Origin of the sequence: Phytohabitans sp. LJ34, assembly GCF_052068095.1 — a bacterium.
GTDB lineage: Bacteria > Actinomycetota > Actinomycetes > Mycobacteriales > Micromonosporaceae > Phytohabitans.
In genome coordinates this window covers 48197-73140 of record NZ_JBQHDG010000038.1, presented here as the reverse complement: position 1 = coordinate 73140, position 24944 = coordinate 48197, and the positions used below count along the sequence as shown (strand labels likewise).

Here is a 24944-nt window from a genome sequence, read left to right as displayed (position 1 = left end):
TCCTGGGCCGGCGACGCCTCACACCGCATCCCGATGATGCAGCGCGCCAACCAGATCCCCGCCTTCGACTCGGTCCGCATCAACGTTCAATAGCGACAGCCAGCGGCGCCCATCGGTCACACCTCCCTGTGGCCGGTGGGCGCTGCCCGGTCCGCCCGACGTGGCAGTTGAGGCGGGTCTAGGGTGGCTTGGTGCTGATCTACAAGATCCTGCTGCCCGCCGAGTGGGCCGAGTTCGAGGCGGCCGGGCGCTTCGACGGGTCGCCGTTCGACCACGCGTCCGGGTTCATCCACTGCTCCTCGCGCGAGCAGGTAGGTCCCACCGCCCTGCGGGTGTTTCCGGACGAGCCGGAGCTGGTGGTCGCCGCCATCGACGCGGATGCGCTGGGGGAGAGCGTGCGGTGGGAGGAGTCGGCCGACGGCGTCTTCCCGCACGTGTACGCGCCGGTGCCGCGCGCGGCTGTCACCGCCGTGTACCAGGTCGCCGGCGCGGGCGCCGTCGAGGAGGCGCTGGCCGCCTAGCGGCGCCGTCCCGGCCTAAGCTGTTCGGGTGTCTATGCGCGAGCGACTTGACGAGACGATCGCGGCCGGGCTGGTCGAGGGTTTGCACGCCGTCGTGGTGATCCATAGTGGACAGATGGTGCTGGAGCACTACGGCAGTGGCGACGACTACAGCTGGAATAGGCCGCTCGGTGCCGTCGACTTCGGGCCGCACACCCTGCACGACGTGCGCTCGGTCACCAAGAGCATCACCGCCCTGGTCTATGGCATCGCGCTCGGTGACGGCCTCGTCCCCGAGCCGTCGGCGCCGCTGCTGGCCGGCTTTCCGGAGTACCCCGATCTGGCCGCCGACCCAGAGCGGGCACGGCTCACGGTCGAGCACGCGCTGACCATGTCACTCGGCATGGAGTGGAAAGAGGAGATCCCGTACAACAGCCCGGCCAATGCCGAGATCGCCATGGAGCTGGCGCCGGACCGCTACAGGTTCGTGCTCGAGCGGCCGATCGTCGAGCCACCCGGCACGCGCTACTCGTACAGCGGCGGTGCCAGCGCGCTGCTCGGCGGGCTGATCGCGCGGGGCACCGGCCGCACGCTGTCGGAGTTCGCCGGCGAGCGGCTCTTCGCGCCGCTGGGTATCGAGTCGTTCGAGTGGATGGCCGGGTCGGACGGTGTGCCCTCGGCCGCGTCCGGGCTGCGGTTGGCCACCCCCGACCTGGCCCGCGTCGGCGAGATGGTGCGGGCCGGCGGCGAGTGGGGCGGCCGGCAGGTCGTGCCAGCCGCCTGGCTGCGGGCGATGCTGGAGCCGCGCCTGCCGGTCGAGTGGGGCGGGATGTACTGCTACCAGTGGTACAGCGGCGCGGGCGCCGGTCACCCGTGGGTCGGCGCGATGGGCAATGGTGGGCAGCGCCTGACCGTCGTGCCCGCCCTGGGCCTCGTCGTGGCCATCGCGGCGGGCAACTACGACGATCCCGAGCAGTGGCGCACTCCGGACGCAGTCCTTGAGCGAGTCGTGTTTCCGAGCGTCATCTGATGCCGGCCCGAGCCTTCCTGGCGGTGGTCGCCGCCCTGACCCTCGCCGCCTGTTCCGCGGAGCCGGAGCCGGAGCCGACCCCGGCGCCCCGGCCGCCGTCCACACCCCCGGCCTCGACGCCAGTGGAAAAACCCGCCTTCGAACCATTGGAAGCGCGCTTCCAGGCGCGGCTGGGCGTCTTCGGCGTCGACACCGGTTCCGGCCGCACCGTCGAACACCGGGCGGACGAGCGTTTCGCGTACGCCTCCACGTTCAAGGCGCTCGCCGCGGCCGCCGTGCTCGCCGACACCAGCAGCGCCGAGCTCGACAAGGTCGTGCGCTACGCGCAGGCCGACCTGGTGAGCCACTCGCCGGTGACCGAAAAGCACGTGGGCACGGGCATGACGCTGCGGGCGATCGCCGACGCCGCGGTCCGATACAGCGACAACACCGCCGGAAACCTGCTGCTGGAGCGGCTCGGCGGCCCGGCCGGCTTCGAGCGGGCGCTGCGCGGTCTCGGCGACCGCGTCAGCGACCCGGAGCGGACCGAGACCGCACTCAACGAGGCCAAGCCGGGCGACGTGCGGGATACGAGCACGCCCCGGGCGTTCGCCACCGACCTGCGGGCCTACGCGGTCGGCGACGCGCTCGGCGCCGAAGACCGTGACGTGCTGGTGGGCTGGCTGCGCGGCAACACCACCGGAGACAAGCTCATCCGGGCCGCCGCACCGGCGGGCTGGGAGGTCGGCGACAAGACGGGCGGCGGCGGGTACGGCACGCGCAACGACATCGCCGTGCTCTGGCCGCCCGGCGGCGCCCCGATCGTGCTGGCGATCATGTCGACCCGCGGCGAGCGGGACGCCGAGTACGACGACGCGCTGATCGCGGCGGCGGCGGCCCTCGCGATCGAGGCGCTACGCCCCAGGTAGGCGGCCGGCCAGCTTGGCGGAAGACCAGCAGGGACAGGCCCGCCTGCTCGAAGCGGCTGAACGCGTCTATGTCGGGGCAGTGTCGCAGATCACATCCATCCGCGGCGGCTCGGCGGCCTGCGGCCCCGCTTGCGGTGGGCCGGCGGCGCGCTTTCGGCCGGCCTGCGGCGGGCTTGGGCCGAAGGCGGTGGGCAGCCCGTTCGAGCTGTAGGTCCGCTCGGTACCCTTCCGCCGTGACCGCAGGGGTGAGCCGGCTGGCGTTGGTCCGGCACGGGATGCCGGACCGCGACCTCGTCGACGCTGACCTGCCGGCCGGGACCGCCGTGCGCAGGACGGGCACGGCGGCATGATCGACATCGGACCGCCGCTGGTCAGCCGGCTGGTCGCGAAGCAGTTTCCACAGTGGGCAGACCTTCCGGTGCGCCAGGTCCGCACGGTCGGCACCGACAACCTGATCTACCGGCTGGGCGACGAGCTCGTGGTACGCCTGCCCGCCCTGCCGCGCGCCGCGCCGATGGTGGGCCGGGAACGGGAGTGGATGCCGCGCCTGGCGCCCCGCCTGCCGCTGGACGTCCCGGTGCCGCTGGGGGCGGGCGTGCCGGACGGCGAGTTCCCGTACCCGTGGCTGATCTACCGCTGGCTCGACGGTGACACGCTCGCCGACCGCCCCGATCTCGACCTGCGCGACGTGGCGGTGCGGCTGGGCCGGTTCGTCGCGGCGCTGCAACGGATCGACACCGCCGGCGCGCCGCGCTCGCCCCGCGCGGTGCCGGTCGGTCCGGGCGACGTCGACGTCCACGAGTCGATCGAGCGGCTGGCCGCCGTGGGCCTCGTCGACGCCGCCCTGGCGACCGCCGTGTGGGAGGACGCGCTCGCCGCGCCACCGTGGACCGGGCCGCCGGTCTGGCTGCACGGCGACCTCTTGCCGGCCAACCTCGTCGCGCGGCAGGGCCGGCTCGCCGCGGTCATCGACTTCGGCCTCGTCGGCACCGGCGACCCGGCCACCGACCTGCTGCCCGCCTGGGCGCTGCTGAGCGCGCGAACCCGCGACGTCTTCCGCGCGGTGGTGGGTGTGGACGAGGCGACCTGGCGGCGCGGGCGCGGCTGGGCGTTGCGGGCCGGCCTTGGTGCGGTGCGCGTCTACCGGTACACCAACCCGGCCCTGGCCGCCGCCGGCCGCCACTCCGTGGCCGAGGCCCTGTCCGACTTCCGCTCCCGCTCCTGATCAAAGAAGGTCGGCGAGGAGGGCGGCCGCGCGGGCCGCGCCGCCGGTCGTGACCGGGCGATACCGGACCTCGCGGCCCATCTCGGTGGCGATCGCGTCGGCGAGCGAGTCGGGCGTGAGGTCGGCGAAGTCGAGCCGGCGGCCCGCTTCGTGGCGGCGGAGCCGGTGCGCCACGTGGAAGTTCTGCTCGAAATGGTGGCGCAGCGGCACGTAGATGAACGGCCGGCCGGTGGCGGTCAGCTCCATGCAGGTCGTCAGCCCGCCCTGCACTACCGCCAGGTCGCAGGCGGCGAGGTGCCGGTGCAGGTCCGGCACGTACGGGCGGATCTCCAAGCCGGGGCGGGCGGGTAGCGACGCCGGGTCGATGCGCGGCCCGGTGACCACGATCATCCGCAGGCCGGCCACCAGCCGGGACGCCTCCGGGAAGGCGTCGACGACGCAGCGCAGCAGGTCGGCGCCGACGCCGGAGCCGCCGACGGTCACGACGCAGACCCGCTCGCCGGGCCGGTAGCCGAGCTCGGCCCGCAGCGCGGCGCGGTCGGCGTACTCCTCGGGATCGAAGCCCGTGACGTACCCGGCGAAGTCGTAGTGCGCCTCTGTCCACTCGCGAATGAGCGGGAGGTCGCGGCCGAAGCGGTCCGCGACGATGTCGTCCGGGTCGCCGACGAACACGGCCCGGTCGCGCAGCCTCGGGAAGCGGGCGATGTGGCCGATCATCTCGGCGTTGTAGTCGGCCGCGACCAGCGCCTCCCGTTCGCCGCCGTCGGGCATCGGCAGGTAGCCGACGAAGTCGGTCAGCCACGCGTACCCGAAGCGTTTCAGCTCGGGGTTTTCGTGCAGGAAGTGGTCGACGTCCCAGGCCTCGTCGCCGATGACGAGGTCGTACCGCTCCTCCGTGACCACGTCGCGGAAGACCATGAAGTTGGCGACCAGGATCTCGTCCATCCGGCGCAGCGCCTGGAAGCAGTGCAGGTCGTGCTCGCCCGCCTCGCTCTCGATGTGCGCGGACTCGTTGGCCAGCCACCGGCTCGCCGGATGTACGTGCTCACCGGCGTCGTCGAGCATCCGCGTCACCGGGTGCTGGGTCAGCCAGTCGATCCGCGCGTCCGGGTGGCGCTCGCGCAGCTCGCGGGCGATCGCAAGGTCGCGCCGCGCGTGCCCGAGGCCGATCGGCGAGCACAGGTACAGCACCCGCTTGCGCCGCCGGTCCCAGCGGGTCCAGGTGCGGCGGGCCGGTGCCGGTGGGCGAAACCGCTCGGCGAACTCGCGGATCAGCAGGTTGACGCGGACCGGGTCGCGGGCCATCGGGATGTGGCCGGCGCCCTCCAGCACCACAAGCTCGCCGCCGGACAGCTCGGCGATCCGCTCGCCGCACCGCAGCGGTATCACATGGTCGTCGTCACCGTGGATGGCGAGCAGCGGCGAGGCTACCCGCGCGCACCACTCCTCGACGGTCGCCCGTTTCGGGCCGGCCGCCGCGGACTCGGCGACGAGCACCGCGCCGCTCGTCTCCAAACCCCAGCCGACCGCGTCCTCGATGGCCTTTGTGGAGTGCGCCTCGCTGAAGCACTGTCCAAAGAAGAACCAGAGGAAGTCCTCGTACCGCTCCAGCCAGTACTCCCGGTTGTACTTCGCCCAGTGCTCGCCCGGGTCGGCGCCGAGCGCCGGTACGCCCGACGGCTCGATCGCCGGTGCCGGCCCGGTCAGCGACATGTGCGCGGCACGTACCGGGTCACGCGGTGCGAGCGGCACCGCCGCGCCGACGACGACCGTCCCGTGTACCCGTGACGGGTGCTCGGCGGCCAGCTCCAGCGCCCAGTTGGCGGCCCGTGAGAGCCCGACGACCACAGCACGGTCGGTGGCGGTGGCGTCCAGGACGGCGAGCGCGTAGGCGACCTGCGCCGACTGGTCGTACGCCTCGGACGTGACCGGGCGGTCGGACTGCCCGTTGCCCGGCCCGTCGTAGGTGACGACCCGGAAGTGCCGTGCCAGATATGGCACCTGGAGCTTCCAGAATCGCTTGTGGACGATCGTCCAGGTCGGCAGCAGGAGGATCGTGGGTCCGCCCGACCCGTGCACCTCGTAGTGGATTTTGACGCCGAGGTGTTCGACGAAGCCTTCCGCGTCAGCTCGCCTGGCGCGCATGGCGCTGTCTCCCGGCGACCGCGGTGGGGCGGGGCACGAAGCGCGGCACCCGCGCCATGTACCGCTCGTACGGCTCGCCGAGCTGGCGGCGCAGGTCGTGCTCTTCGAGCCGGACGGCGACGAGGATGTAGCCCGTCGCGGCGGCGGCGAAGAGCAGCCGCCCGGCGCTCATCTCCGGCGTAACCCAGAATGCGATCAGGAAACCGACCATCAGCGGGTGCCGGACCAGCCGGTAGAGCAGCGGCTCGCGGAAGGCCGGCTCCGCGTAGCGGCGGTCGCGTGCCCGGGCGAGCACCTGCCGCAGCCCGAAGAGGTCGAAGTGGCCGATCAGGAACGTGCTGAGCGTCAGGACCCCCCAGCCCAGCAGGTATCCCGCCCAGAGCGGCACCCGCGCCCACGTCGCCTCGACGGACCACACCTGGTCGGTCAGCGGACGCCACTGCCACAGCAGCAGCGCCACGACGAGGCTGGCCGCCAGGACGTAGGTGCTCCGCTCGATGGCCGGCGGGACGATCCGCGTCCACCACCGCTTGAACCACGGCCGCGCCATCACGCTGTGCTGGACGGCGAACACCCCGAGCAGCAGCAGGTCGACGAGCACCGCCCGCCACGCCGGGCCGGCGGGCCCGTCGTCGACGCCTTTCGGCACGCCCACACCGGCGAGAAAGCCGATCGTGTAGAGCAGCACCCCGAGAAACAGCGCGTACGACACCACCCCGTACGCCAGCACCGATGCTCGCCGGAACATGGCCAACCCCCCTGTCGCTCGGTCGACGGACCGATAAGCTGGGACGCTAGCATTCGGCCGAGTGACCGACAAGTGTCGGAAATCAGCGGCGGGGAGCGTGTGAGGGCTTTGAGACGGAGACATATTTGCCCATGCCCGCGTCACCTGTAGGCCGTATGCTCCCGCGGGCACCGCTCCCGGCCGGCGGCTCGTAGACCGAGCCGAAACCCCCGGCCGTCCACTGCCGGGTCCGCGGTGCAAGCCCACGGGCAAGACCTTGATCGGCGGGCTGGCCGCCAAGGGTTCGCCCCGCGGGCTTGCGGCGCGGGGCTGGCAGCGCGGGTCGGGGATCTCGGCGAGCGCTAGCTCGCCGCCGACCCGCGCGGTCTCCGGCGGGAGCGGCGGCCCGCCGCTGACGCGGTCCGGGAACTAGGCGTCGCCTGTGGTGATCGCCTCGCGTGCGGCGGCGAGTACGACCGGATCGGCGCATCCGCGGGCATAGCCGGCGATCCGTCGCCGGATGTCACGGCCGAGCACCCACACGCCGACCCGTTCGAGGAACGGCCGGAGGAACCCGGGCCGGCAGCGGAAGCTGTATCGCCACGTGGCGACCGTGTCTCCGGGCGTCTCGGCCGGTGCGAAACGCCACCCGCCCGCGAACATCTCGAAAAACCACGGCCCGCGCACCATTTTCATGCCCACGTTGGTCGGCGGCGCGAACGAGACGTACTCGCTGACCATGGTGAGACCGTGCTTGGAGCGCGTGTAAGTGCGCACGCCCTTGCCCGGACGGAGCGCTCCGTCGAGGAAGTGCTGGCGCCGCACGAACGGATCCCAGCGGTATCGGACCGGTGCCGTCGTCTGTGACACGGCGAACGCCAGCTCCGGGGGCACTGGGACGGTGATCACCGCTTCGACGACAGGCACCGGCCCATTGTGCCTCCTCAGCCCTTCACGCAAACGACCTGCTTGAGGTGGGCGACCACCTCGACAAGGTCTTCCTGCTGCTCCATGACCTGGCCGATGTCCTTGTAGGCGCCCGGGATCTCGTCGACCACGCCGGCGTCCTTGCGGCACTCGACGCCGGCCGTCTGCGCCTCCAGATCCTCGGTGCTGAACATCTTCTTCGCCTTGGACCGCGACATCCGGCGGCCCGCGCCGTGGGACGCCGAGCAGTACGCGTCCGGGTTGCCGCGGCCGCGCACGATGTACGAACCGGTGCCCATCGAGCCCGGGATGATGCCCAGGTCGCCGGCGCCGGCCCGGATCGCGCCCTTGCGGGTGACGAGCACGTCGACGCCGCCGTAGGTCTCCTCGGACACGTAGTTGTGGTGGCAGCTGATCGGCTCGCCGTAGGTGACCTGGGGCAGGAGCTGGCGCACGACGTCGCAGAGCAGGGCCATCATGACGGCCCGGTTGCGGCGCGCGTACTCCTGCGCCCACCACAGGTCGCGGCGGTATGCCTCCATCTGCGGCGTGCCGGCCAGGAAGACGGCGAGGTCGCGGTCGGGCAGGTCGGTGTTGTGCGGCAGGTGGCGGGCGATGGCGATGTGGCGCTCGGCGAGCTCCTTGCCGATGTTGCGCGAGCCCGAGTGGAGCATGAGCCACACCTGGCCGTCATCAGAGCCCTGCTCGACGCAGACCTCGATGAAGTGGTTGCCACCGCCGAGCGTGCCCATCTGGTGGTGAGCCCGACCCTCCAGGTTGGACACGCCATCGTGGAGGGTGCCGAACCGCCGCCAGAACGCGTCCCACCCGGACTGCTCCAACCCGCGAACGCGGCGCGGGACGACCTCGCTGTCGCGCTGGGCGAAGCCGACCGGGATGGTGTCTTCGATCGCCGCGCGCAGCGGGCCGAGGTTGTCCGGCAGGTCGGCCGCGGTCAGCGAGGTGCGCACCGCGGACATGCCGCAACCGATGTCGACGCCGACGGCCGCCGGCGACACGGCCTGCCGCATGGCGATGACGGATCCGACGGTCGCGCCCTTTCCGAAGTGGACGTCGGGCATGACGGCGACGCCCTCGACCCACGGCAGCTGACCGATGTTACGGAGCTGCTGTGCGGCCTCGGGCTCGATGCCGTACGGGTCGGTCCAGACCCGTACGGGCGCCTTGGTGCCGGCGAGCAGTTCGTATCCCATGCCTCAAACGGTAAGGAGATCACGGGCCGCGCGGCAACGGCGTTTTCGGCCGCGACGACGGCTCGTCGCGTTCGATGCGCAGTTCCCGTTCCAGCTCGGCGACCAGCTCGCGCAGGTCGTCCAGGCGCTGGCTGATCGCGATGCGGTCGATCTCGTCGGGCACGCCGTCGCCGTCTTCGTCGGCCGCCATCCGCTCGGTCATCTCCAGCCGGCGGGCCTCCTCCATCGAGTTGACGATGACCGCGATGAGGATGTTGAGCAGCAGGTTGGCGGTGATGAGCACGTAGCTCACGTAGTACACGAGCGTCCACGGCGACAGCGCCATGCCCTGCTCGACGAGCTGGGGCAGGTTTTCCAGCGACAGCAGCACGAAGAGGGTGAGCACCGCCCGCCCGATCGTGCCGTACTCGTCGGGCGCGTGATGGCGGAAGATGAGCCAGCCGGCCATGCCGTACACGTAGAGCGTCACCATGGCCAGCGCCAGGAAGCCACCCACGCCGGGAAGGCTGCGCAGCAGCGCCGCCACGATCGTGCGCAGGCCGGGGGAGAAGCGCACCAGCCGCACCACGCGGGCGATGCGGATGACCCGCAGGATCGGCGACTCCCCGTGCAGGCCGGGGATGAAGGCGGCGGCGATGACGAGGAAGTCGAAGACGTTCCAGCCGTGGCGGAAGAAGTCTTGCGGGCGGCGGCCGTAAGCGAGGATGCGGATGACGATCTCGGTGACGAACACCGCCCGGAAGAACCACTCCAGCAGGTGCAACGGGGGACCTGCCATCCCGAGGTGCGGGTAGGTCTCCAGGCCGAGCACGACCGCGTTCGCGCCGATGATTACGACGATGGCGACCTCGAAGGCGCGGGAATGGACGATGCGGCTACAGCGGTCAGCCAGGCGCGATGGCGGCACGGCGAGCTCCTCCCAGACTGTCGCGTGCGGTTCGTTCTTGCCAGCTTGTGGCAACAAGGTAGAGTGCCGGCATGGAACCTGGCGGTGACGAGCCGCCGGGCTCCGCTGCGATGATCCCGGGCGTCCGGGCGCACGTCGAGACCGTGTTGCTGAGCGCACGGAGCGGACGGCTCTGCTTCCGCACCGTGTCAGGGCAGCTCGGTGCTGGCGAGCACCCGGACGCCTGCGCGCGGAGCCTGGCCGGCCCGGGTGTGGGATTGCTGCACTCGACGTCGTGGCGACACACCGCCGGTGGCATCGTGCTCACGTACGTGGCGCTGCCCGACCCGGATCCGGCCGCGGCGGCCGAGCCGGTGCTCGACCTGCCGGCTACGCGCGGGCCCGACCCGCTCACGCCGAGCCCGGCGGTGGTGCGTCCGGTGGACGTCGCCGCGCACGCCTGCCGCCACCTGGCCTTCCTGCGGCACACCGATCCGCAGGTGGCGCGTGTGGCGACGGGTGCGCGCGAGCTGTGGGACCTGATCGACGTGTTCACGCCGGCGGTGGCCGGCCTGCTGCCGATGGGGACGCGGTAGCGGCGCTATGGGCGAACTGCTATGCCGCGCGCCGTACGCCGGGCCGGTAGATTGTCGAGCATCGATGTCAGCTCCCACAAGGAGTCCACAATGCTCAGACGCGCCTTCTTGGGCCTCCTCGCGCTCTCCATGTCGCTCGTCGGCGTCCAGGTCCTCGCCGACGCGCCCGCGGCCGCGGCGCCGCGGATCGTCTACTACGACGCCAGCCGGGCCGGCGAGTTCGCGACGAACTTCGCGCAGGCGGCCCAGATCTGGAACAGCAGCGTGACCAACGTGCGGCTGCAAGCCGGCTCGCCCGCGACCGTCGTCATCTACGTCGACAGTGGATGGCCGCGCGCGTACGTGACCGGGCTCGGCTCGGGCCGTATCTACATGGGCCGACAGGCGGTCAACCAGGGCTACAACCGCACCCGCATCGCCACCCACGAGTGGGGCCACATCCTCGGCCTGCCCGACCGCCGCACCGGCCTCTGCTCGGACCTGATGTCCGGCAGCAGCGCACCGGTCTCCTGCGCCAACGCCAACCCCAGCGCGGCCGAGCGAGCCCGGGTCGACCAGCTCTTCGCCGGCAGTGCCACGCCGGCGCCAGCGGGCGTCTACGCCTGGAGCTGACGCTCGGCCGGTAGATCGGCGGCGGACAACCAGCGGACCAGCTCCGAGCCGGGCATCGGGTGTGCGGCGATCCAGCCCTGGATCAGCGTGCATCCGGCCCACTTTGGCCCCAAGAGGGCAGCCCTCTTGGGCGTGAATTCCCAACAGGGCTCCCGTATACCCGCCCAGACAGTGACAGGGCTGCCCTCTTGAGGGCAGGGCGCAAGGGGTGAGCGGGACCGGCGGCGGATGGGCGAGGCCGCGGCGACCCTAGCTCCGGACGCTTCTAGTCCCTCACCACCCAGGCGGCGGTGTCCGGTGGGAGCAGGTCGCCGTCCAGTGGGTTGCTGGACAGTGCCACCGTGCCGGGCGCGGGCAGAGCGATCGGCACGTCGGACAGGTTGACCACGCAGGCGAACGTCGCCGCCGGGCCCCGGCTGAACACCAGCACCCGGTCCGGGCCGGGCAGCCAGGCGAACGGGCCGTCACCCAACTCCGGTCGGGCGCGCCGCTGCCGCAGGGCCTGGCGGTACAGCTCCAGCATCGAGTCCGGGTCGCCCGACTCGGCCTCCACGGTGCGGTCGCGCCAGCTGGCCGGCTGCGGGAGCCACGGGTCGGCGGTGGCGCCGGGCGGGCTGAAGCCGAACGGCGGGGCGGTGCCGGACCACGGGATCGGCACGCGGCAGCCGTCACGGCCGAGGTTTTCACCGGCGGTGCGGAAGAACATCGGGTCCTGCCGGAGTGCGTCCGGGATGTCCTCGATCTCCTCCAGGCCGAGCTCCTCACCCTGGTACAGGTAGACCGAGCCGGGCAGCGCCAGGTTGAGCAGCAGCGCGGCGCGGGCCCGCCGCAGCCCCAGCGCCCGGTCGGTGGGCGCGCCCAGCTGGCGAAAGTCCAATGTGAACGACGTGTCCGCGCGCCCGTACCGGGTCACGTGACGGGGAACGTCGTGATTGGACAGTACCCAGGTCGCGGCGGCCTTGACCGGTGCGTGCACGGCCAGCGTCTCGTCGACGGTGGCGCGCAGCGCGGCGGCGTCCCAGGGGCAGCCGAGGAACGCGAAGTTGAACGCGGTGTGCATCTCGTCCTCGCGCAGGTACGCGGCGAAGCGTTCCGCGTCGGGCAGCCACACCTCGCCGATCAGCGCCCGTGGCTCCGGGTAGCTGTCGGCGATCGTCCGCCACGCCCGGTACACCTCGTGCACCTCGTCCCGGTCCTGGAAGGGGTGCGGGACCGGCGGGTGGGCCGGGTCGAAGTCGGCGAGCGTGCCGTCCTTCATCAGCAAGGCGGCCGAGTCGATGCGGATGCCGTCCGCGCCCCGGTCGAGCCAGAAGCGCAGCACGTCTTCGAACTCCTCGCGGACCTTCGGGTGCTCCCAGTTGAGGTCGGGCTGCTCGGGCGCGAACAGGTGCAGGTACCACTCGCCGTCTTCGACCCTGGTCCAGGCGGGGCCGCCGAAGATGGACTGCCAGTCGTTCGGCGGCAGGTCACCGTCCGGTCCGCGGCCGGGGCGAAACCAGAACAGGTCGCGGGCGGTCGAACCGGGGCCGTTCTGAACCGCTTCGACGAACCACGCGTGCTTGTCCGAGCAGTGGTTCGGCACCACGTCGACGATGATGCGGATGCCGAGCGCGTGCGCCTCCCGGATCAGCTCCTCCGCCTCGGCGAGCGTGCCGAAGACCGGGTCGATCGCCCGGTAGTCGGCGACGTCGTAGCCGGCGTCCGCCTGCGGCGAGGCGTACCAGGGGCTGAACCAGACCGCGTCGACGCCGAGCGAGGCCAGGTGGTCGAGATGGGCGCGTACCCCGCCCAGGTCGCCGATGCCGTCGCCGTTGCCGTCGGCGAAGCTGCGCGGATAGATCTGGTAGATGACGGCGGAGCGCCACCAGTGGTTGTCACCCACTAAGGTCCCTAGCCTTTCAGGCTGCCAGCGGTGAGGCCGGACATGATGCTCTTCTGGAAAATCAGGAAGAAGACGATGGTCGGGATCGCCGCGATGACCGCGGCCGCGACCACCACGTTCATCGGGGTACCACCGGAGAACGCGTAGATGCCGACGCTGACCGTCCGGGTCTCGGGCGACGGCATGACCAGCTTCGGCCAGAGAAAGTCTTTCCACACCGCGGTGACCGCGAAGATGGAGACCACGCCGAGGATCGGCCGCGACATCGGCAGGACGATCGACCACAGTGTACGGAGCGGCGTCGCACCGTCCATGACGGCCGCTGACATGATCTCCTCCGGGATCGAGTCGAAGAAGCGCTTCAGCAGGAAGATGTTGAACGCGTTCGCCACCGCGGGCAGCCACAGCGCCAGCGGGGAGTCCAGCAGGTTGACGTGCAGGATCGGCAGGTCGATGACCGTCACGTACTGCGGGATGATGAGCACCATCGCCGGGATCATCAGCGTGGCGAGCATCAGGCCGAGGATCGCGTTGCCGAAGGCGGGGCGCAGCTTCGACAGGGCGTACGCCGCGGCCGTGTCCAGCACCAGCTGGAAGACGAGCGCGCCGGCCGCGTAGTAGAACGTGTTGAAGAGCAGCTTGGCGAGGTCGAGCTGATTCCACGCGTCGGTGTAGTTGGTCAGCCGCGGATCCTTCGGCCACAGCGTCGGCGGGGTCTGCGCGATCTCCTGGCCCGACTTGAGGGCGCCGGTGACCATCCAGTACAGCGGGCCGATGAAGACCAGCGTGAAGACGAGCACGACGACGGTGAGAAGGGTCCAGTAGACGTACCTGCCCCGTCCGCGCCGCATCTGTGCGTGAGAAATCAAGGTTCGCGTCATGTCTAGTCCTGTTGCGCCGTGAGTCGCACGTACACGAACGAGAAGCCGGCCAGCACCACGAGCATGATCACACCGAGAGCGGCGGCCCCGTTGAGGTCGTTCTGGAAGAAGCCGTGCTGGTAGATGAGGTACGCGACCGAGGTGGCCGAATCCTGCGTACCGGCCCCGTTGGCGAGGATCAGTGGCTCGATGAAGAGCTGCATCGTGGCCACGATCTGGAGCATCGCCATCAGCGAGAGGATCAGCTTCGTCTGCGGGATCGTCACGTTCCAGATCCGCCGCCAGATCCCGGCGCCGTCGATCTCCGCCGCCTCGTAGAGCTCGCCGGGGATATTTTGCAGCGCGGCGAGGTAGATGAGCACGGCGGCGCCCATGTTCATCCACGTGGAGGCGATGACCATCGCGGGCATCGTCATCGTCGTCGACTGCATCCACTCCGACGTGGGCAGGTGGAAGAACTTGAGGATCGCGTTGAACAGGCCGGCGTCGCTCGGGTCGTACGCGTAGTACTTGAACAGGAAGAGGGCGGACGCCGGCGGCAGCATCACCGGGAGGTACACCAGGATGCGCAGGTAGCCCTTGGCGTGGCGAAACTCGTTGAGCAGGATCGCGACGAGAAACGGCACCGCGTAGCCGAGGATCAGCGCGAGCGCGGTGAAGTAGAAGGTGTTCTTCCAGGCGGTCCAGAAGCTCGGGTCGTTGACGATGCGTTCGTAGTTGTCCCAGCCGACCCACGTCGTCTCTCCACGCCGCGTCCGCTGAAAGCTCATCACGACGCCGCGGATCATCGGGTACCACGAGAAGACGGCGAAACAGACCACGGCGCCGAAGAGGAACGCGTACCCGGTGAGGTTGCTCTGGAGCCGGCGCTTACGCCGGCCCTGCCGGCGGGCGGGCGGCCGCGGCCGCGGCCCGGACACCCCGGCAGGTTTGCCGTGCGCCGTGATTGTCGCCATGAAGACTCCTGTGTGGACGGAGCGGGGGCCGGTCGCGCCGGCCCCCGCACGCTGGGTCAGCTACCGGTGCCGCCAGTGGCGAGCACCTGGTTCACCTTCTCCTCGGCCGTCTTCAACAGCTGGTCGATGTTCGCCTTCGAGTCGGTCAGCACCGCGGACATCGCCGCGTCCAGCACCGCGTAGATCGCCTGCGCGTTCGGCGGTTCCACCTTCACCGGCACCGGGTTGTTCTCGAAGACCGCGAAGTCGTCGACGGTGACGTTGGCGTTCGCCTTGCGCTGCTCGAGCTCCTGCTTGTACGCGTCGCTGCCGACGGTGAACAGCTGCGGCTGGGGCAGGCCGACCGGGTTGTTCTGCGGCTTGGCCCGCACGTAGTCGAACTGGCCCTTGCCCGGCGTCAGCTTCTGGAACGCCAGCCACTTCAGGCCGGCCTCGACCTGTTCCTTGCTCAGGCCCTTCTTGAAGAAGTAGCCCTCGCCGCCGCCGAGCGTCGCCTTCGCCGGCCCGTCCTGGCCGGGCATCGGGCCCATCGCCCAGTCCTGGTACTTGCCCTGGAACTGGGTGACGATCGCGGTGGTGGCGTCCGGCGCGCCGACGAACATACCGACCTTGCCGGCGCCGGCGTTGGTGAGCAGGTCCGGCCACTGGAGCAGTTGCTTCGCGCCGACGCTGTTGTCGGTGAAGCGCATGTCCTTGAGCGTTTGCAGCACCTGCTTGCCCATGGCGTTGTTGAAGTCGGCCTTCTTGCCGTCTTCGGTCACCATCTGGCCGCCGAGCGAGTACAGCTCCGCGGTGAAGTGCCAGCCGCCGGTGTTGCCCGCGCTGTACTCCGAGTACCCGGCGATCCCGTTGCCGAGTGCGGAGATCTTCTTCGCGGCCTCCCGGACCTCGGCCCAGGTCTTCGGCGGGTTCTTGACGTCGAGCCCGGCCTGCTGGAACAGGTTCTTGTTGTAGACCAGGCCCATCGAGTAGTTCTTCGTCGGGATGCCGTAGACCTTCCCGCCGTCGGAGAACGCCGCCTTGGCGCCCGCGTCGATGCTGTCCCACGTCGGCACCGTCGAGGCGTTGGCGTACTGGGTGATGTCCATGACCTGGCCGGAGTCGAGCACCTGCTGTAGGTCGGTCATGTATCCGTAGAAGACGTCAGTGGTCGTGCCGCCCTGTAGGCGGGCGGTGAAGTCCGGCGGGTTGTTGCACTGGGTGCCGACCGAAACGCTCTTGATCTCGATATTCGGGTTTGCCTTCTGGAACGCGTCGACGTCGGCGTTCCAGTTGGCCAGCAGCTCTTTCTGTGACGCGACCGGCTGGCAGTCGACCGTGATGGTGACTTTTCCGCCGGACGAGGACGACCCGTCGTCGTCGCTCTTGGTGGAACACGCCGTGAGGCTCAGCCCCGCGACACCGGCCGCGGCCGCTATGGCGACGACCCTTCGAAACAGCGGTGCGGACATTGTCCTTCCCTTCGGGAACTGCACGAGCGCAAGTGGAGTCACCGTAGCTAACGCGACATATTTCTGCAAGGTTCTGATGGAACGCTGCAAACTTGAGACTTGGCCGTGTCTAATAGCTGACGGACACGCGCGGTATGCACCTAAAAAGGGCGGTTGCGTGATCGCAACCGCCCTGGGATCAGGCCGTCATCGAGGCAGGACGCGGGTCCAGATGTTGGTGGAGAGAGGACCCTGGGTCAGGCTGATCCGCTCCAGGCGCACGTTGTCGCCGCCGGGCCGCTCGAACAGCCGCGTGCCGTCGCCGAGCATCACCGGCGCGACGCTGACCAGCACCTCGTCGAGCAGGCCGGCGTCGAGGCACTCGCGGGCGACGTTGGCGCCGAGGATGTTGACGTACTTGTCGCCGGCCGCCTCCTTGGCCGCCGCGACCGCGCTCCCGAGGTCGTCCACGAACGTCACGCCGGGCACCGGCTCGGGCGGGACCCGGTGGGTCAGCACGAACGTCGGGCCGTCCCACGCGCCGCCGAAGGCCCCCTCGTGCTCGGTGCCCTTGTTGGGGTCGTCCCCCTCGAACGTGCGCCGGCCGACGAGCAACGCGCCGATCCGGTGTACCAGGCCGTCCATCTCGGGGTCGGGCCCGAAGTACGGCTTGAGCCAGGACATGTCGCCGCCGTGCCCGGCGATGAACCCGTCCAGCGACATCGTCGCCGCGTAGAGCATCTTTGCCATGAGCTGCCTCTTTCCCGTCAGGTGTCGGTTACACCCGTTGAGACGTCGGCGGCCGGAAAAGTCATCGGTAGCCCGAAAGCCTTGAACAGGCCGGTGTCGTGGAAGGCGCTGAGCTCGGCGACAAGCCCTCCCTCGACCCGGATCACACCGATCGCGAACGCCCGGAAGGTGTCGTCGCCAGGCGCGCGCACGTATCCCGCCACGGCCGGCATCCCGTTGGCCGCCGTCGGCACCATGCGGAAGCGGCCCACGTAGTAAGGCCCCGCGGGGTCCCAGCTCGCCCTGAGGGTGGCCAGCACCGCGTCCCGGCCGGCGAACCACATCGGCCACGGCGGCATGACCGCGCGGATGTCCTCGGCCAGCAGGTCGGCGAGCGCGACGAGGTCGGCCCGCTCGACCGCCTCCACGTAGCGGCGGACGACCGCCATTTCCTCTTCGGTCGGGCCGAGCGGTTGCGTCCACTCCAGCCGGTGCTCCGGCAGGTGCTCGCGCAGCGTGGCCCGGGCCCGCTGGAGCGCGCTGTTGGTCGAGGCGACGCTGGCGTCCAGCGCCGACGCGGCCTCCTTGGCCGACCAGCCGAGCACGTCGCGCAGGATCAGGGTGGCCCGCTGCCGCGGCGGCAGGTGCTGGATCGCGGCCAGGAACGCCAGCTCCATCGTCTCCCGCGTGACCGCGACGGAGTCCGGCTCGGTCTCGACCGGCGCCGCGCCGTCCGGAAAGGGTTGCAGCCACGGGATGTCCGTGCGCGGCGGCAGGTCGGCGGTCGGGTCGGACGCCGGCGCGAGGTCCTGCGGGAGCACCCGGCGGGCGCGGCCGCGCAGCGTGTCGAGGCAGGCGTTGGTGGCGATGCGGTAGAGCCAGGCCCGCGGCGACGACCGGCCGGCGAAGCCGTCCCGCCCCTTCCACGCCCGCAGGAAGGTCTCCTGCACCAGGTCTTCCGCCTCGTCGTACGAGCCGAGCATCCGGTAGCAGTGCACCCGCAGCTCCCGCCGGTGTCGCTCCACCATCTCCGCGAACGCGGACCCATCGCCCATAACCGCGAACGCTACCGTGATGGCTCCGTAAATCCTTGACGGATTTGCCAATCGAGCTTGACTACACGCCACCCCACGCGGTTATCGTGCGCACACTTTTCCCACGAGCAGACTCTGCGGGGGTCCCGGTGCGCGTTGGTCGATTGTGGACGATTGTGGTCGCGGTGCCGCTGGCGTTGACGGTGCCGGCCGCCGCCTCCGCGGCGGGTGCCGGAGCCGTGCGGGACGCCCGGCCGGGCGCGCCGACCGGCTTGCAGGTCTCGGGCGTCGCCTGCACGAACGCCGGCATCAGCATCGGCACGGTGACGCCGACGCTGTCCGCCGTCTTCCCGGACGTCGACTCGCACGAGTCCATCACCGGCACGTGGGAGTGGCTGGAGGTGCCGGCGTCCGGCGTCTGGGGCCCGTGGACCCCACGCCTGCCCGCGCCGCCGCAGACCACGGCCTCGGCGAACAGCCGGGCCACGACCTCGCCGCTGTCCGGCCTCGCGAACGCGAAGCGGTACGCGTTTCGGGTCAAGGGCACCGACCCGGCGCCGCGGAGCCAGACGAGCCCCTGGTCGCCGTGGTGCGTGTTCACGGTCGACACCGTGGTCCCCACGGCGACCGTGACCGTGGTGACGCCGCCCGCGGGCCTCGGCGAGCCGGGCACGTTCCGCCTCGACTCGCCGGCCCCGGACGTCGTCACATTCAGCTATGGCTGGACCGACCCGCCCGTCACCGAGGTGCCCGCGACGGGCGCCGGGACTGGCCGGACCGCCACGGTGACGCTGAACGCGTCGCGATACGGCACAAACATCCTGTTCGCGCGGGCGATCGACGCGACCGGCAACCACGGGCCCATCGTCTCGGTCGAGGTCCCGGTGCCCGAGCCTTCGGTGGCGGTGGCCGGGTGGGGCCTGGAGGCTTATCTGGGCATGACCGAGGAAAACGCGCTCGCCGACCTGAACGCGGCGAGGGCGGACACCCCGCTCACGCCGCATGACCTCACCTGGGTCGCGGACGCCCGGCTGATCGGCGCGCGGACCGCCGGCTTCGCTGGAAGCGCCACGTCGTACGCCTCCGCCGGCGCACCCGTCGTCAGCACCTCGCGGAGCTACTCGGTGGCCGCCTGGGTGCGTACACCGTCGCTGCCCTGCGCCGGGCGTCAGACGGTGGCCTCCGTCGACGGCGCGCACACCAGCGCCTTCTTCCTGACGTTCGACTGCGCCACGGCGCGATGGGGCATGCGGGTGGCCGACGCCGACCGCGTGGACGCCGCGACGGTGGACGCGTGGGCCCCGGCGGCGTCGACCGGCCCGCACTGGCGGCACGTCGCGGGCGTCTGGAACGCGGCCGCCCACGAGGTCCGGCTCTACCTCGACGGCGCGCTCGTCGCCACGGCCACCCCGTCGGCGGCTTGGCTCGCGGCGTACGGCGACGGCTGGGACGCGACAGGCCCGTTCGTGGTCGGGCGCGACCGGTACGGCGACGCGGACGGGGGCGGGTTCGCCGGCGAGGTCGCGAGCATGTTCGTGTACGACCGGGTGCTCCGCCAGGAGGACCTCACCGGTGACCCGGCGGCGTTCGAGCCGGGCCTGCTCGCACCGGCGAGCGTCGGGCACTGGGAGTTCGGAAACGGCGGCTCCTGCTACGACGACTCGATCGACCCGCTCTGGTGCATGGCGCCGCCCACGGATGCGTGGGAACGCTGGCTGCGCTTCCGGCAGGGGTCGGACGTCGACTACAGCCAGCGCAACGGCGCCCTTCTGCTGGACGGCGTGCACTTCGCCGAGGCGGGCGACCCGTTCCACGGCCTCGCCACTGTCGAGTACGCCGTGACCCAGCGCAACGTCGCCGCGCCCGGCGAGCCGGACCAGTGGGCGGACGCGCCGGTGCTGCGCACCGACCAGTCGTACACGGTGTCGTTGTGGGTGCGTCCGAGCCGGGTGACCGGCGACGACATGACTGCGCTGTCCCAGCAAGGTGCGACCGGGTCGGCGTTCACGCTTGGCGTCAGGGAGCAGCACTGGACGTTCGCGGCTTCGGGCGCCCAGGCCGTCGCGACGGCGGCGGACACCACGGTCTGGACGCACCTCGTCGGTGTCTACGACGCGCCCGCGGGGCAGCTGCGCCTGTACGTGAACGGCGAGCTCGCGGCCACCACGGCGTACTCCTCCGCCGCGCCGGCGAACGGTGCGCTGACAGTGGGCGCCGCGCGGTCCGGTGCCGGCATCGGTGAGCTCTGGTTCGGCGGGCTCGACGACATGTACGTGTACCAGAGTGCTATGACCGCTGCCCAGGTGGCGGAGCTGCACGACGAGCAGGACTGACCGCCGTGGTCGTGGTTTGATCGGGGCGTGGCTGGAGCTGACGTCAAACGGACGGTCGAGGCGGTGTGGCGGATCGAGGCCGCCCGCCTCATCGCCGGTCTCGCGCGGATGACCCACGATGTCGGGCTCGCCGAGGAGCTGGCGCAGGATGCCCTCGTCGCCGCGCTGGAGCAGTGGCCTGAGTCGGGTGTGCCGGACAACCCCGGTGCCTGGCTCATGGCCATCTCCAAGCGCCGGGCGATCGACCACTTCCGCCGCCGGGAGCGGTTCGACCGCAAGGTGGAGGAGCTGGGGCGTGACCTGGAGACGGAGCACACGCCCGACTTCGACGCGGCGGTCGAAGACATCGGCGACGACATGCTGCGCCTTGTGTTCACGGCCTGCCACCCGGTGCTCTCGACGGAGGCCCGCGTCGCGCTGACGCTGAAGGTCCTGGGTGGCCTGACCACCGAGGAGATCGCGCGGGCATACCTGGTATCCGAGTCCACCGTCGCCCAGCGGATCGTGCGGGCCAAGCGGACGCTGGCCGAAAAGCGCGTGCCGTTCGAGGTGCCGAGCGGTGCGGAGCTGCCGGCCCGGCTGGCGTCCGTCCTCGAGGTGATCTATCTCATCTTCAACGAGGGCTACACCGCCACCGTTGGCGACGACTGGATGCGGCCGGCGTTGTGCGAAGACGCGTTGCGGCTCGGGCGGATCGTCGCCGGGCTGGTGCCGCGCGAGCCGGAGGTGCACGGCCTTGTGGCACTGATGGAGATCCAGGCATCGCGGTCCGCGGCCCGGGTCGGTCCATCGGGCCAGCCGGTGCTGCTGATGGAGCAAAACCGCGGCCGCTGGGACCAGCTGCTCATCCGCCGTGGACTCGCCGCCTTGGACCGCGCCGAAAAGCTGGGCGGTGCGCGGGGTCCGTACGCGCTGCAAGCGGCGATCGCGGCCGTGCACGCCCGGGCGCGTACCGCCGAGGAGACCGACTTCGTGCGGATGGCCGCCCTCTACGAGCAGCTCGCCGTGGTCGCGCCGTCACCGGTCGTAGAGCTCAACCGCGCGGTGGCGGTGTCGATGGCGTACGGGCCGGAGGAGGGGCTCAAGCTCGTCGACGAGCTGATGGCTGAGCCGACACTCAAGGACTACCACCTGCTACCCAGCGTGCGGGCCGACCTACTGGTAAAGCTGGGACGCAAGGAGGAGGCGGGTGTCGAGCTGGCGCGGGCGGCGGGGCTGGCGCGCAACCTCCGCGAGCGAGAGCTGCTGCTGGAGCGGGCTCGCGCTTTGTAAACTCCGCGTCCCGAGGGCGCCATCCGATTGTGTGAATCAGTACCATCGGGCGCATGTCACGGGGCCCGATGTTCGCCGATCACGACTCCACCGAGGTCATCGAGATCCCGGAGGATCCACAGCCGCCGAAGAAGAAGTCGCGCCGGGGGCGAACGATCGTCCTCATCACGCTGCTGGTGCTGGCGCTGCTGGCCGGTGGTGGGCTGATCGCCGGCGGCCTCTACTACCGGTCGGTGGAGGGCAGCATCGATCGGGTCGACGCCTTCAAGGACGTGCCGGCGGAGTCGCGTCCGCAGAAGGTGGCCGACGACGCCAAAAACATCCTGATCTTGGGCAGCGACTCGCGGGATCCGGAAAACACGACCGGCACGCGCAGCGACACGATCATCCTGGCCCACCTGCCGAAGGGGCGGGGCAGCGCGCAGATGATCTCCATCCCGCGCGACCTGTGGGTGAGCGTGCCGAAGTCGAAGGACGGCCAGCACGGCGGGCGTGACGCGAAGATCAATTCGGCCTTCGCCTGGGGTGGCATCCCGCTGACCGTGCAGACCGTGGAGAAGTACACGGGCGTGCGGGTCGACCACGTGGCGATCATCGACTTCGCCGGGTTCCAGGAGATCATCGACGCGCTCGACGGTGTGGAGATCGACGTCGAGCAGAGCTTCACGTCCATCCACAAGCCACACCGCAAGTTCACCAAGGGTCCGCAGACGCTCGACGGTGCCGCCGCGCTCGACTACGCCCGCGAGCGGTACGCGTTCCGCGACGGCGACTTCGCCCGGATGCGCCACCAGCAGCAGCTCATCAAGGCGGTGCTGGACAAGGCGGCTTCCGGCGGGCTGCTAACCAACCCGGGCCGGCTCAACTCGTTCCTCCGGGCCACCGCGGACGCGGTTTCGGTCGACGAGACGATGAGCGTCTTCGACACCGCGACCGAGCTCCGCCACCTGCGCAGCGGCAGCCTGACGTTCCTCACCAGCCCCAACAAGGGTTCCGGGCGGGTCGGCTCGGAGAGCGTGGTGCTCGACGACCCGCAGAAGGCGAAGGCGCTCTACGACGCGGTCCGCCGCGACTCCGTCCCGGACCTGCTCAACGCGGCGAAGTAAGCGGCGAACGCAAGCGCTAGCCCGCGGCCACGAAGGGCAACACGTCGCCCTCGAAGCCGTCGATGTACTTCGCCGGATCGGCCTGGAGCACCGAGCCGATCACCGTGCCGAAGACCTGGCGGAAGTCCATCGTGGACTTGAGGTCGCCGTCGTCGAGGTTGGTGAGGCTCGGCTGCTCGCCGTAGAAGCCGCCGGCGACCCGGTGACCGAGCACGAAGACCGGACCGGCGGTGCCGTGGTCGGTGCCCTCCGACGCGTTGCCGTGCACCCGGCGGCCGAACTCGCTGTAGACCACCACCGTGACCTGCCGCCCGGCCTCGGTCTTCGCCATCCGGTCCACAAAGGACGTCAGTGCGGCGTCGAGCTGGGCGAGCAGCAGCTCGTGACCGGCGATCTCCTTGGCGTGCGTGTCGAAGCCGCCGAGGCTCACCGAGTACACCCGGGTCGGCACGCCCGCCTCGACGCACCGCGCGACGAGCGCGAGCTGCGTGGACAGGACGCTGGCCCCACCGGTGCCGGTGGCCGGCACGTCCGGCGCGGCGGCGCCCTTGTCGGTCGTGCCGGCGGCGTGCTCCACCTCGCGCACCATGTGCTCCACGTCCAGCAGGTCGGTGTACGACGTCGCGGCGTGCGCCTGATGGGCCGGCTCGCCGGGCTGCTGGTGGCCGAGCCCGGCGACCATCTGGAGGTCGATGCCCTCCGGGAGCGCGAGCCCGCCGATGCTGACGCACGCGCCGGCCCGGGTCTCGCCGGCGAGCAGCACCGGCAGCACGGGCTCGAAGCTCACCGCGGCCTCCGGTGCCGCCCGCGTGCCGTCGAGCCAGCGCCCCACCCACCCGGTGTGTACCGGCGTGAGCGGCGAGCCGGTCTGCCAGATGTCCATCGAGCGGAAGTGGCTGCGGTCGGGGCGCGGATAGCCGACCCCGCGCACGATCGCGAGGTGCTTTTCGTCCCAGAGCCGCTTGAACCCGGCCAGCTTAGGGTTGAGCCCCAACGCGTCGTCGAGCCGCAGGACCCGCTCGGGCGCGTAGGCGATATCGGGCCGCGCCCGGTAGTACGCGCCGTCCGCGTACGGGATGACGGTGTTGAGGCCGTCGTTGCCGCCGTAGAGGGTGACCAGGACGAGCTTCTGGTCGGCCTTGCCGGGGCCCGCTTCGGCGCCTTTCTGGAGCAGCTCGGCGATCCCGACGGCGGTGGTGCCGGCCATCAGCGCGCCCACACCGGCCACGCCGGAGGCGAGCAGAAACTTGCGGCGGGTCACTGCGTCCATTCAGGTCACCAGGTATTCCGGGCTCGCCATGCCGAGGGTCAGCATGTGGCGCGGGTCCTTCACCTCGCGCAGCACCGTGTACGTCCGGTCGGTCCACCCGTCGACGCAGAGGATGTACGCCACCTCCTCGGGCGTGAGCTTGTCGACCGCGGCCAGCTTGGCGAGCGTGCCGGCCAGGACGAGACGGACCCGACCGGCGGCCGAGGTGAGCCATGCCCCACCCGCCGCCCAGCCACCGACGCTCGGTGGTGCGAACGGCACCTGGCCCATCGCGCGCAGGCCGGTGAGGATCGTGGTGAGGGTCTCCGGCGGCAGGCCGCCGAGCCGCAGACCGAGCTGTCGCATCGCGCCCACGAGCCACTCCACCGGCTGCTTGACCATCGTCTTCGCGGTCGCTCCGAAGGCCTCGTCTTCGAGGAGCACCCGCAGCATCGCCCGGTGCGCCGGAAACACGGCCGCCATCGCCTCCCGGGTGGCTTCCGGGATCGGCTGGCTGGACGACGCGTACCTGTACCACATACGGGAGGCGATGAAGCGCGGGCACTCTTTGCGGCGCAGCAACAGGTTGGCCAGGCCGACGGCGTCGATCGCGCCGGTCACGCCGAGGATCGTCTTGCGGCCGCCGTCGTAGTGCTCGGGCTGCATGATGCAGGCCTCCGAGCCGAGGCTGACCCGGTAGCCGGTGAGCGCCCGCCCGGCTTCCTTCACGTCCTTCTCGGTGTACTGCCCGATGCCCAGCAGGAAGAGCTCCATCAGCTCGCGGGCGAGGTTTTCGTTCGGCGACTTCTTGGTGTTGAGGTGGCCGTCGAGCCAGTACACGAGGGCGGGATCCAGCACCATCTTGCGGGTCATCTCCGCGAAGTCGCGGGCCTGCCGGATGGTGCGGTTTTGCAGGAGCATCAGCTGGGAGCTGCGGACCTTGTCGACCGATGTGGCCCAGTGGCCGTGCCAGAAGAAGACGAGCTTTTCCAGGCCCTGGTGGTCGGCGACGGTCATCCGGTCGAGCCACCAGCGGGTGATGACCTCGATCTGCCGATCCCGCAAGGCGTAGGCCTTGGCCCGCTGCTGATCCGTCGGGTTGCGCAGGTCCGCGTACGGATCCAGGCCGAGTCGCGGCTCGGGTGCGCTGGTCGCGCCGATGTCGGGCCGCTGTGGATCGAGCAACGTGGACAGCGTGGCCGTGTAGCCCGCCTTGCGCGCCACCGCAAGCTCGGCGGCCGTCGGCCCGAAGCTGGCCCGGGCCAGCAACAGCGCGACGTCCTGAGTCATGTTTCGAAACAT

General features: G+C 70.7%; 22 protein-coding genes. 9 read left to right on the top strand and 13 right to left on the bottom strand.

The window, feature by feature from the left end:
• Positions 1 to 191: 191 nt before the first annotated feature.
• The 4 genes from ACTMTJ_RS43040 to ACTMTJ_RS43025 all read left to right on the top strand — a co-directional run bounded on the left by ACTMTJ_RS43040 (position 192) and on the right by ACTMTJ_RS43025 (position 3663).
• Entirely contained in the window at positions 192 to 521 is a 330-nt protein-coding gene (locus ACTMTJ_RS43040; protein WP_441224593.1) for a DUF952 domain-containing protein, read from the top strand.
• A gap of 34 nt (positions 522 to 555) precedes the next feature.
• Positions 556 to 1530, top strand: a complete 975-nt coding sequence (locus tag ACTMTJ_RS43035; RefSeq protein WP_441224591.1) for a serine hydrolase domain-containing protein — start codon at positions 556 to 558, stop codon at positions 1528 to 1530.
• Positions 1530 to 2438, top strand: a complete 909-nt coding sequence (gene bla, locus ACTMTJ_RS43030; RefSeq protein ID WP_441224589.1) for a class A beta-lactamase — start codon at positions 1530 to 1532, stop codon at positions 2436 to 2438. The genes ACTMTJ_RS43035 and bla overlap by 1 nt, the downstream gene beginning before the upstream one ends.
• A 346-nt stretch (positions 2439 to 2784) precedes the next feature.
• A complete protein-coding gene (locus ACTMTJ_RS43025; protein ID WP_441224588.1) occupies positions 2785 to 3663 on the top strand; it encodes an aminoglycoside phosphotransferase family protein in 879 nt (292 codons plus the stop codon).
• Here the strand turns inward: ACTMTJ_RS43025 and ACTMTJ_RS43020 are convergent, their stop codons facing one another.
• The 5 genes from ACTMTJ_RS43020 to ACTMTJ_RS43000 form a co-directional block, all read right to left on the bottom strand.
• Positions 3664 to 5808, bottom strand: a complete 2145-nt coding sequence (locus ACTMTJ_RS43020; RefSeq protein ID WP_441224587.1) for an alpha/beta fold hydrolase — start codon at positions 5806 to 5808, stop codon at positions 3664 to 3666.
• Positions 5789 to 6556, bottom strand: coding sequence for a methanethiol S-methyltransferase (mddA, locus tag ACTMTJ_RS43015; RefSeq protein WP_441224585.1), 768 nt, complete (start codon positions 6554 to 6556; stop codon positions 5789 to 5791). Before mddA ends, ACTMTJ_RS43020 begins: the two co-directional genes overlap by 20 nt.
• A 408-nt stretch (positions 6557 to 6964) precedes the next feature.
• The gene (locus ACTMTJ_RS43010; protein WP_441224583.1) at positions 6965 to 7462 is read right to left on the bottom strand and encodes an SRPBCC family protein; all 498 of its coding nucleotides are present in this window, start codon (positions 7460 to 7462) and stop codon (positions 6965 to 6967) included.
• Between the two features lie 17 nt (positions 7463 to 7479).
• Positions 7480 to 8676, bottom strand: a complete 1197-nt coding sequence (locus tag ACTMTJ_RS43005) for an RtcB family protein (protein WP_441224582.1) — start codon at positions 8674 to 8676, stop codon at positions 7480 to 7482.
• A gap of 19 nt (positions 8677 to 8695) precedes the next feature.
• On the bottom strand, positions 8696 to 9583 hold the full coding sequence (locus ACTMTJ_RS43000; RefSeq protein WP_441224580.1) for an ion transporter: 888 nt from the start codon (positions 9581 to 9583) through the stop codon (positions 8696 to 8698).
• 71 nt (positions 9584 to 9654) lie between these two features.
• On the opposite strand from ACTMTJ_RS43000, the gene ACTMTJ_RS42995 reads away from it, so the two are divergent.
• Together ACTMTJ_RS42995 and ACTMTJ_RS42990 are read left to right on the top strand one after the other, a co-directional pair.
• Complete coding sequence (locus tag ACTMTJ_RS42995; protein ID WP_441224578.1) at positions 9655 to 10158, top strand: hypothetical protein; 504 nt, start codon at positions 9655 to 9657, stop codon at positions 10156 to 10158.
• A 90-nt stretch (positions 10159 to 10248) separates the two neighbouring features.
• Entirely contained in the window at positions 10249 to 10770 is a 522-nt protein-coding gene (locus ACTMTJ_RS42990; protein WP_441224577.1) for a snapalysin family zinc-dependent metalloprotease, read from the top strand.
• Positions 10771 to 11035: 265 nt separating this feature from the next.
• On the opposite strand, the gene ACTMTJ_RS42985 is transcribed toward ACTMTJ_RS42990, so the two are convergent.
• From ACTMTJ_RS42985 to ACTMTJ_RS42960, 6 genes are all read right to left on the bottom strand, one after another.
• Positions 11036 to 12652, bottom strand: a complete 1617-nt coding sequence (locus ACTMTJ_RS42985; RefSeq protein WP_441224575.1) for a glycoside hydrolase family 13 protein — start codon at positions 12650 to 12652, stop codon at positions 11036 to 11038.
• 8 nt (positions 12653 to 12660) lie between these two features.
• Complete coding sequence (locus tag ACTMTJ_RS42980; protein WP_441224574.1) at positions 12661 to 13533, bottom strand: carbohydrate ABC transporter permease; 873 nt, start codon at positions 13531 to 13533, stop codon at positions 12661 to 12663.
• A 2-nt stretch (positions 13534 to 13535) separates the two neighbouring features.
• A complete protein-coding gene (locus ACTMTJ_RS42975) occupies positions 13536 to 14489 on the bottom strand; it encodes a carbohydrate ABC transporter permease (RefSeq protein WP_441224572.1) in 954 nt (317 codons plus the stop codon).
• A 56-nt stretch (positions 14490 to 14545) separates the two neighbouring features.
• Positions 14546 to 15940, bottom strand: a complete 1395-nt coding sequence (locus ACTMTJ_RS42970) for an ABC transporter substrate-binding protein (protein ID WP_441224571.1) — start codon at positions 15938 to 15940, stop codon at positions 14546 to 14548.
• 186 nt (positions 15941 to 16126) lie between these two features.
• Positions 16127 to 16669 carry a dihydrofolate reductase family protein gene (locus tag ACTMTJ_RS42965; RefSeq protein ID WP_441224569.1) on the bottom strand — a complete coding sequence of 181 codons (543 nt, stop codon included), beginning with the start codon at positions 16667 to 16669 and terminating at the stop codon, positions 16127 to 16129.
• A 17-nt stretch (positions 16670 to 16686) separates the two neighbouring features.
• A complete protein-coding gene (locus ACTMTJ_RS42960; protein ID WP_441224567.1) occupies positions 16687 to 17703 on the bottom strand; it encodes a sigma-70 family RNA polymerase sigma factor in 1017 nt (338 codons plus the stop codon).
• Between the two features lie 164 nt (positions 17704 to 17867).
• On the opposite strand from ACTMTJ_RS42960, the gene ACTMTJ_RS42955 reads away from it, so the two are divergent.
• Genes ACTMTJ_RS42955 through ACTMTJ_RS42945 form a run of 3 tightly spaced genes read left to right on the top strand, consistent with a single transcriptional unit; the run spans position 17868 to position 22393 of the window.
• Positions 17868 to 20015, top strand: coding sequence for a LamG-like jellyroll fold domain-containing protein (locus tag ACTMTJ_RS42955; protein WP_441224566.1), 2148 nt, complete (start codon positions 17868 to 17870; stop codon positions 20013 to 20015).
• Between the two features lie 27 nt (positions 20016 to 20042).
• The gene (locus tag ACTMTJ_RS42950) at positions 20043 to 21287 is read left to right on the top strand and encodes an RNA polymerase sigma factor (RefSeq protein WP_441224565.1); all 1245 of its coding nucleotides are present in this window, start codon (positions 20043 to 20045) and stop codon (positions 21285 to 21287) included.
• A gap of 53 nt (positions 21288 to 21340) precedes the next feature.
• Positions 21341 to 22393 carry an LCP family protein gene (locus ACTMTJ_RS42945; protein ID WP_441224564.1) on the top strand — a complete coding sequence of 351 codons (1053 nt, stop codon included), beginning with the start codon at positions 21341 to 21343 and terminating at the stop codon, positions 22391 to 22393.
• A gap of 16 nt (positions 22394 to 22409) precedes the next feature.
• Here ACTMTJ_RS42945 and ACTMTJ_RS42940 read toward each other — a convergent pair whose 3' ends face one another.
• Positions 22410 to 23663 carry a DUF1501 domain-containing protein gene (locus tag ACTMTJ_RS42940; protein WP_441224562.1) on the bottom strand — a complete coding sequence of 418 codons (1254 nt, stop codon included), beginning with the start codon at positions 23661 to 23663 and terminating at the stop codon, positions 22410 to 22412.
• Positions 23664 to 24932 carry a DUF1800 domain-containing protein gene (locus ACTMTJ_RS42935; RefSeq protein ID WP_441224560.1) on the bottom strand — a complete coding sequence of 423 codons (1269 nt, stop codon included), beginning with the start codon at positions 24930 to 24932 and terminating at the stop codon, positions 23664 to 23666.
• Positions 24933 to 24944 lie beyond the last annotated feature (12 nt).

What these genes read in the sequence shown, in the direction of transcription:
- ACTMTJ_RS43035 (WP_441224591.1), top strand. Translation starts at nt 556, where the DNA reads ATGCGCGAGCGACTTGACGAGACGATCGCGGCCGGGCTGGTCGAGGGT.
- bla (WP_441224589.1), top strand. Translation starts at nt 1,530, where the DNA reads ATGCCGGCCCGAGCCTTCCTGGCGGTGGTCGCCGCCCTGACCCTCGCC.
- ACTMTJ_RS43025 (WP_441224588.1), top strand. Translation starts at nt 2,785, where the DNA reads ATGATCGACATCGGACCGCCGCTGGTCAGCCGGCTGGTCGCGAAGCAG.
- ACTMTJ_RS43020 (WP_441224587.1), bottom strand. Translation starts at nt 5,808, where the DNA reads ATGCGCGCCAGGCGAGCTGACGCGGAAGGCTTCGTCGAACACCTCGGC.
- mddA (WP_441224585.1), bottom strand. Translation starts at nt 6,556, where the DNA reads ATGTTCCGGCGAGCATCGGTGCTGGCGTACGGGGTGGTGTCGTACGCG.
- ACTMTJ_RS43005 (WP_441224582.1), bottom strand. Translation starts at nt 8,676, where the DNA reads ATGGGATACGAACTGCTCGCCGGCACCAAGGCGCCCGTACGGGTCTGG.
- ACTMTJ_RS42995 (WP_441224578.1), top strand. Translation starts at nt 9,655, where the DNA reads ATGGAACCTGGCGGTGACGAGCCGCCGGGCTCCGCTGCGATGATCCCG.
- ACTMTJ_RS42990 (WP_441224577.1), top strand. Translation starts at nt 10,249, where the DNA reads ATGCTCAGACGCGCCTTCTTGGGCCTCCTCGCGCTCTCCATGTCGCTC.
- ACTMTJ_RS42980 (WP_441224574.1), bottom strand. Translation starts at nt 13,533, where the DNA reads ATGACGCGAACCTTGATTTCTCACGCACAGATGCGGCGCGGACGGGGC.
- ACTMTJ_RS42975 (WP_441224572.1), bottom strand. Translation starts at nt 14,489, where the DNA reads ATGGCGACAATCACGGCGCACGGCAAACCTGCCGGGGTGTCCGGGCCG.
- ACTMTJ_RS42970 (WP_441224571.1), bottom strand. Translation starts at nt 15,940, where the DNA reads ATGTCCGCACCGCTGTTTCGAAGGGTCGTCGCCATAGCGGCCGCGGCC.
- ACTMTJ_RS42965 (WP_441224569.1), bottom strand. Translation starts at nt 16,669, where the DNA reads ATGGCAAAGATGCTCTACGCGGCGACGATGTCGCTGGACGGGTTCATC.
- ACTMTJ_RS42960 (WP_441224567.1), bottom strand. Translation starts at nt 17,703, where the DNA reads ATGGGCGATGGGTCCGCGTTCGCGGAGATGGTGGAGCGACACCGGCGG.
- ACTMTJ_RS42945 (WP_441224564.1), top strand. Translation starts at nt 21,341, where the DNA reads ATGTCACGGGGCCCGATGTTCGCCGATCACGACTCCACCGAGGTCATC.
- ACTMTJ_RS42940 (WP_441224562.1), bottom strand. Translation starts at nt 23,663, where the DNA reads ATGGACGCAGTGACCCGCCGCAAGTTTCTGCTCGCCTCCGGCGTGGCC.
- ACTMTJ_RS42935 (WP_441224560.1), bottom strand. Translation starts at nt 24,932, where the DNA reads ATGACTCAGGACGTCGCGCTGTTGCTGGCCCGGGCCAGCTTCGGGCCG.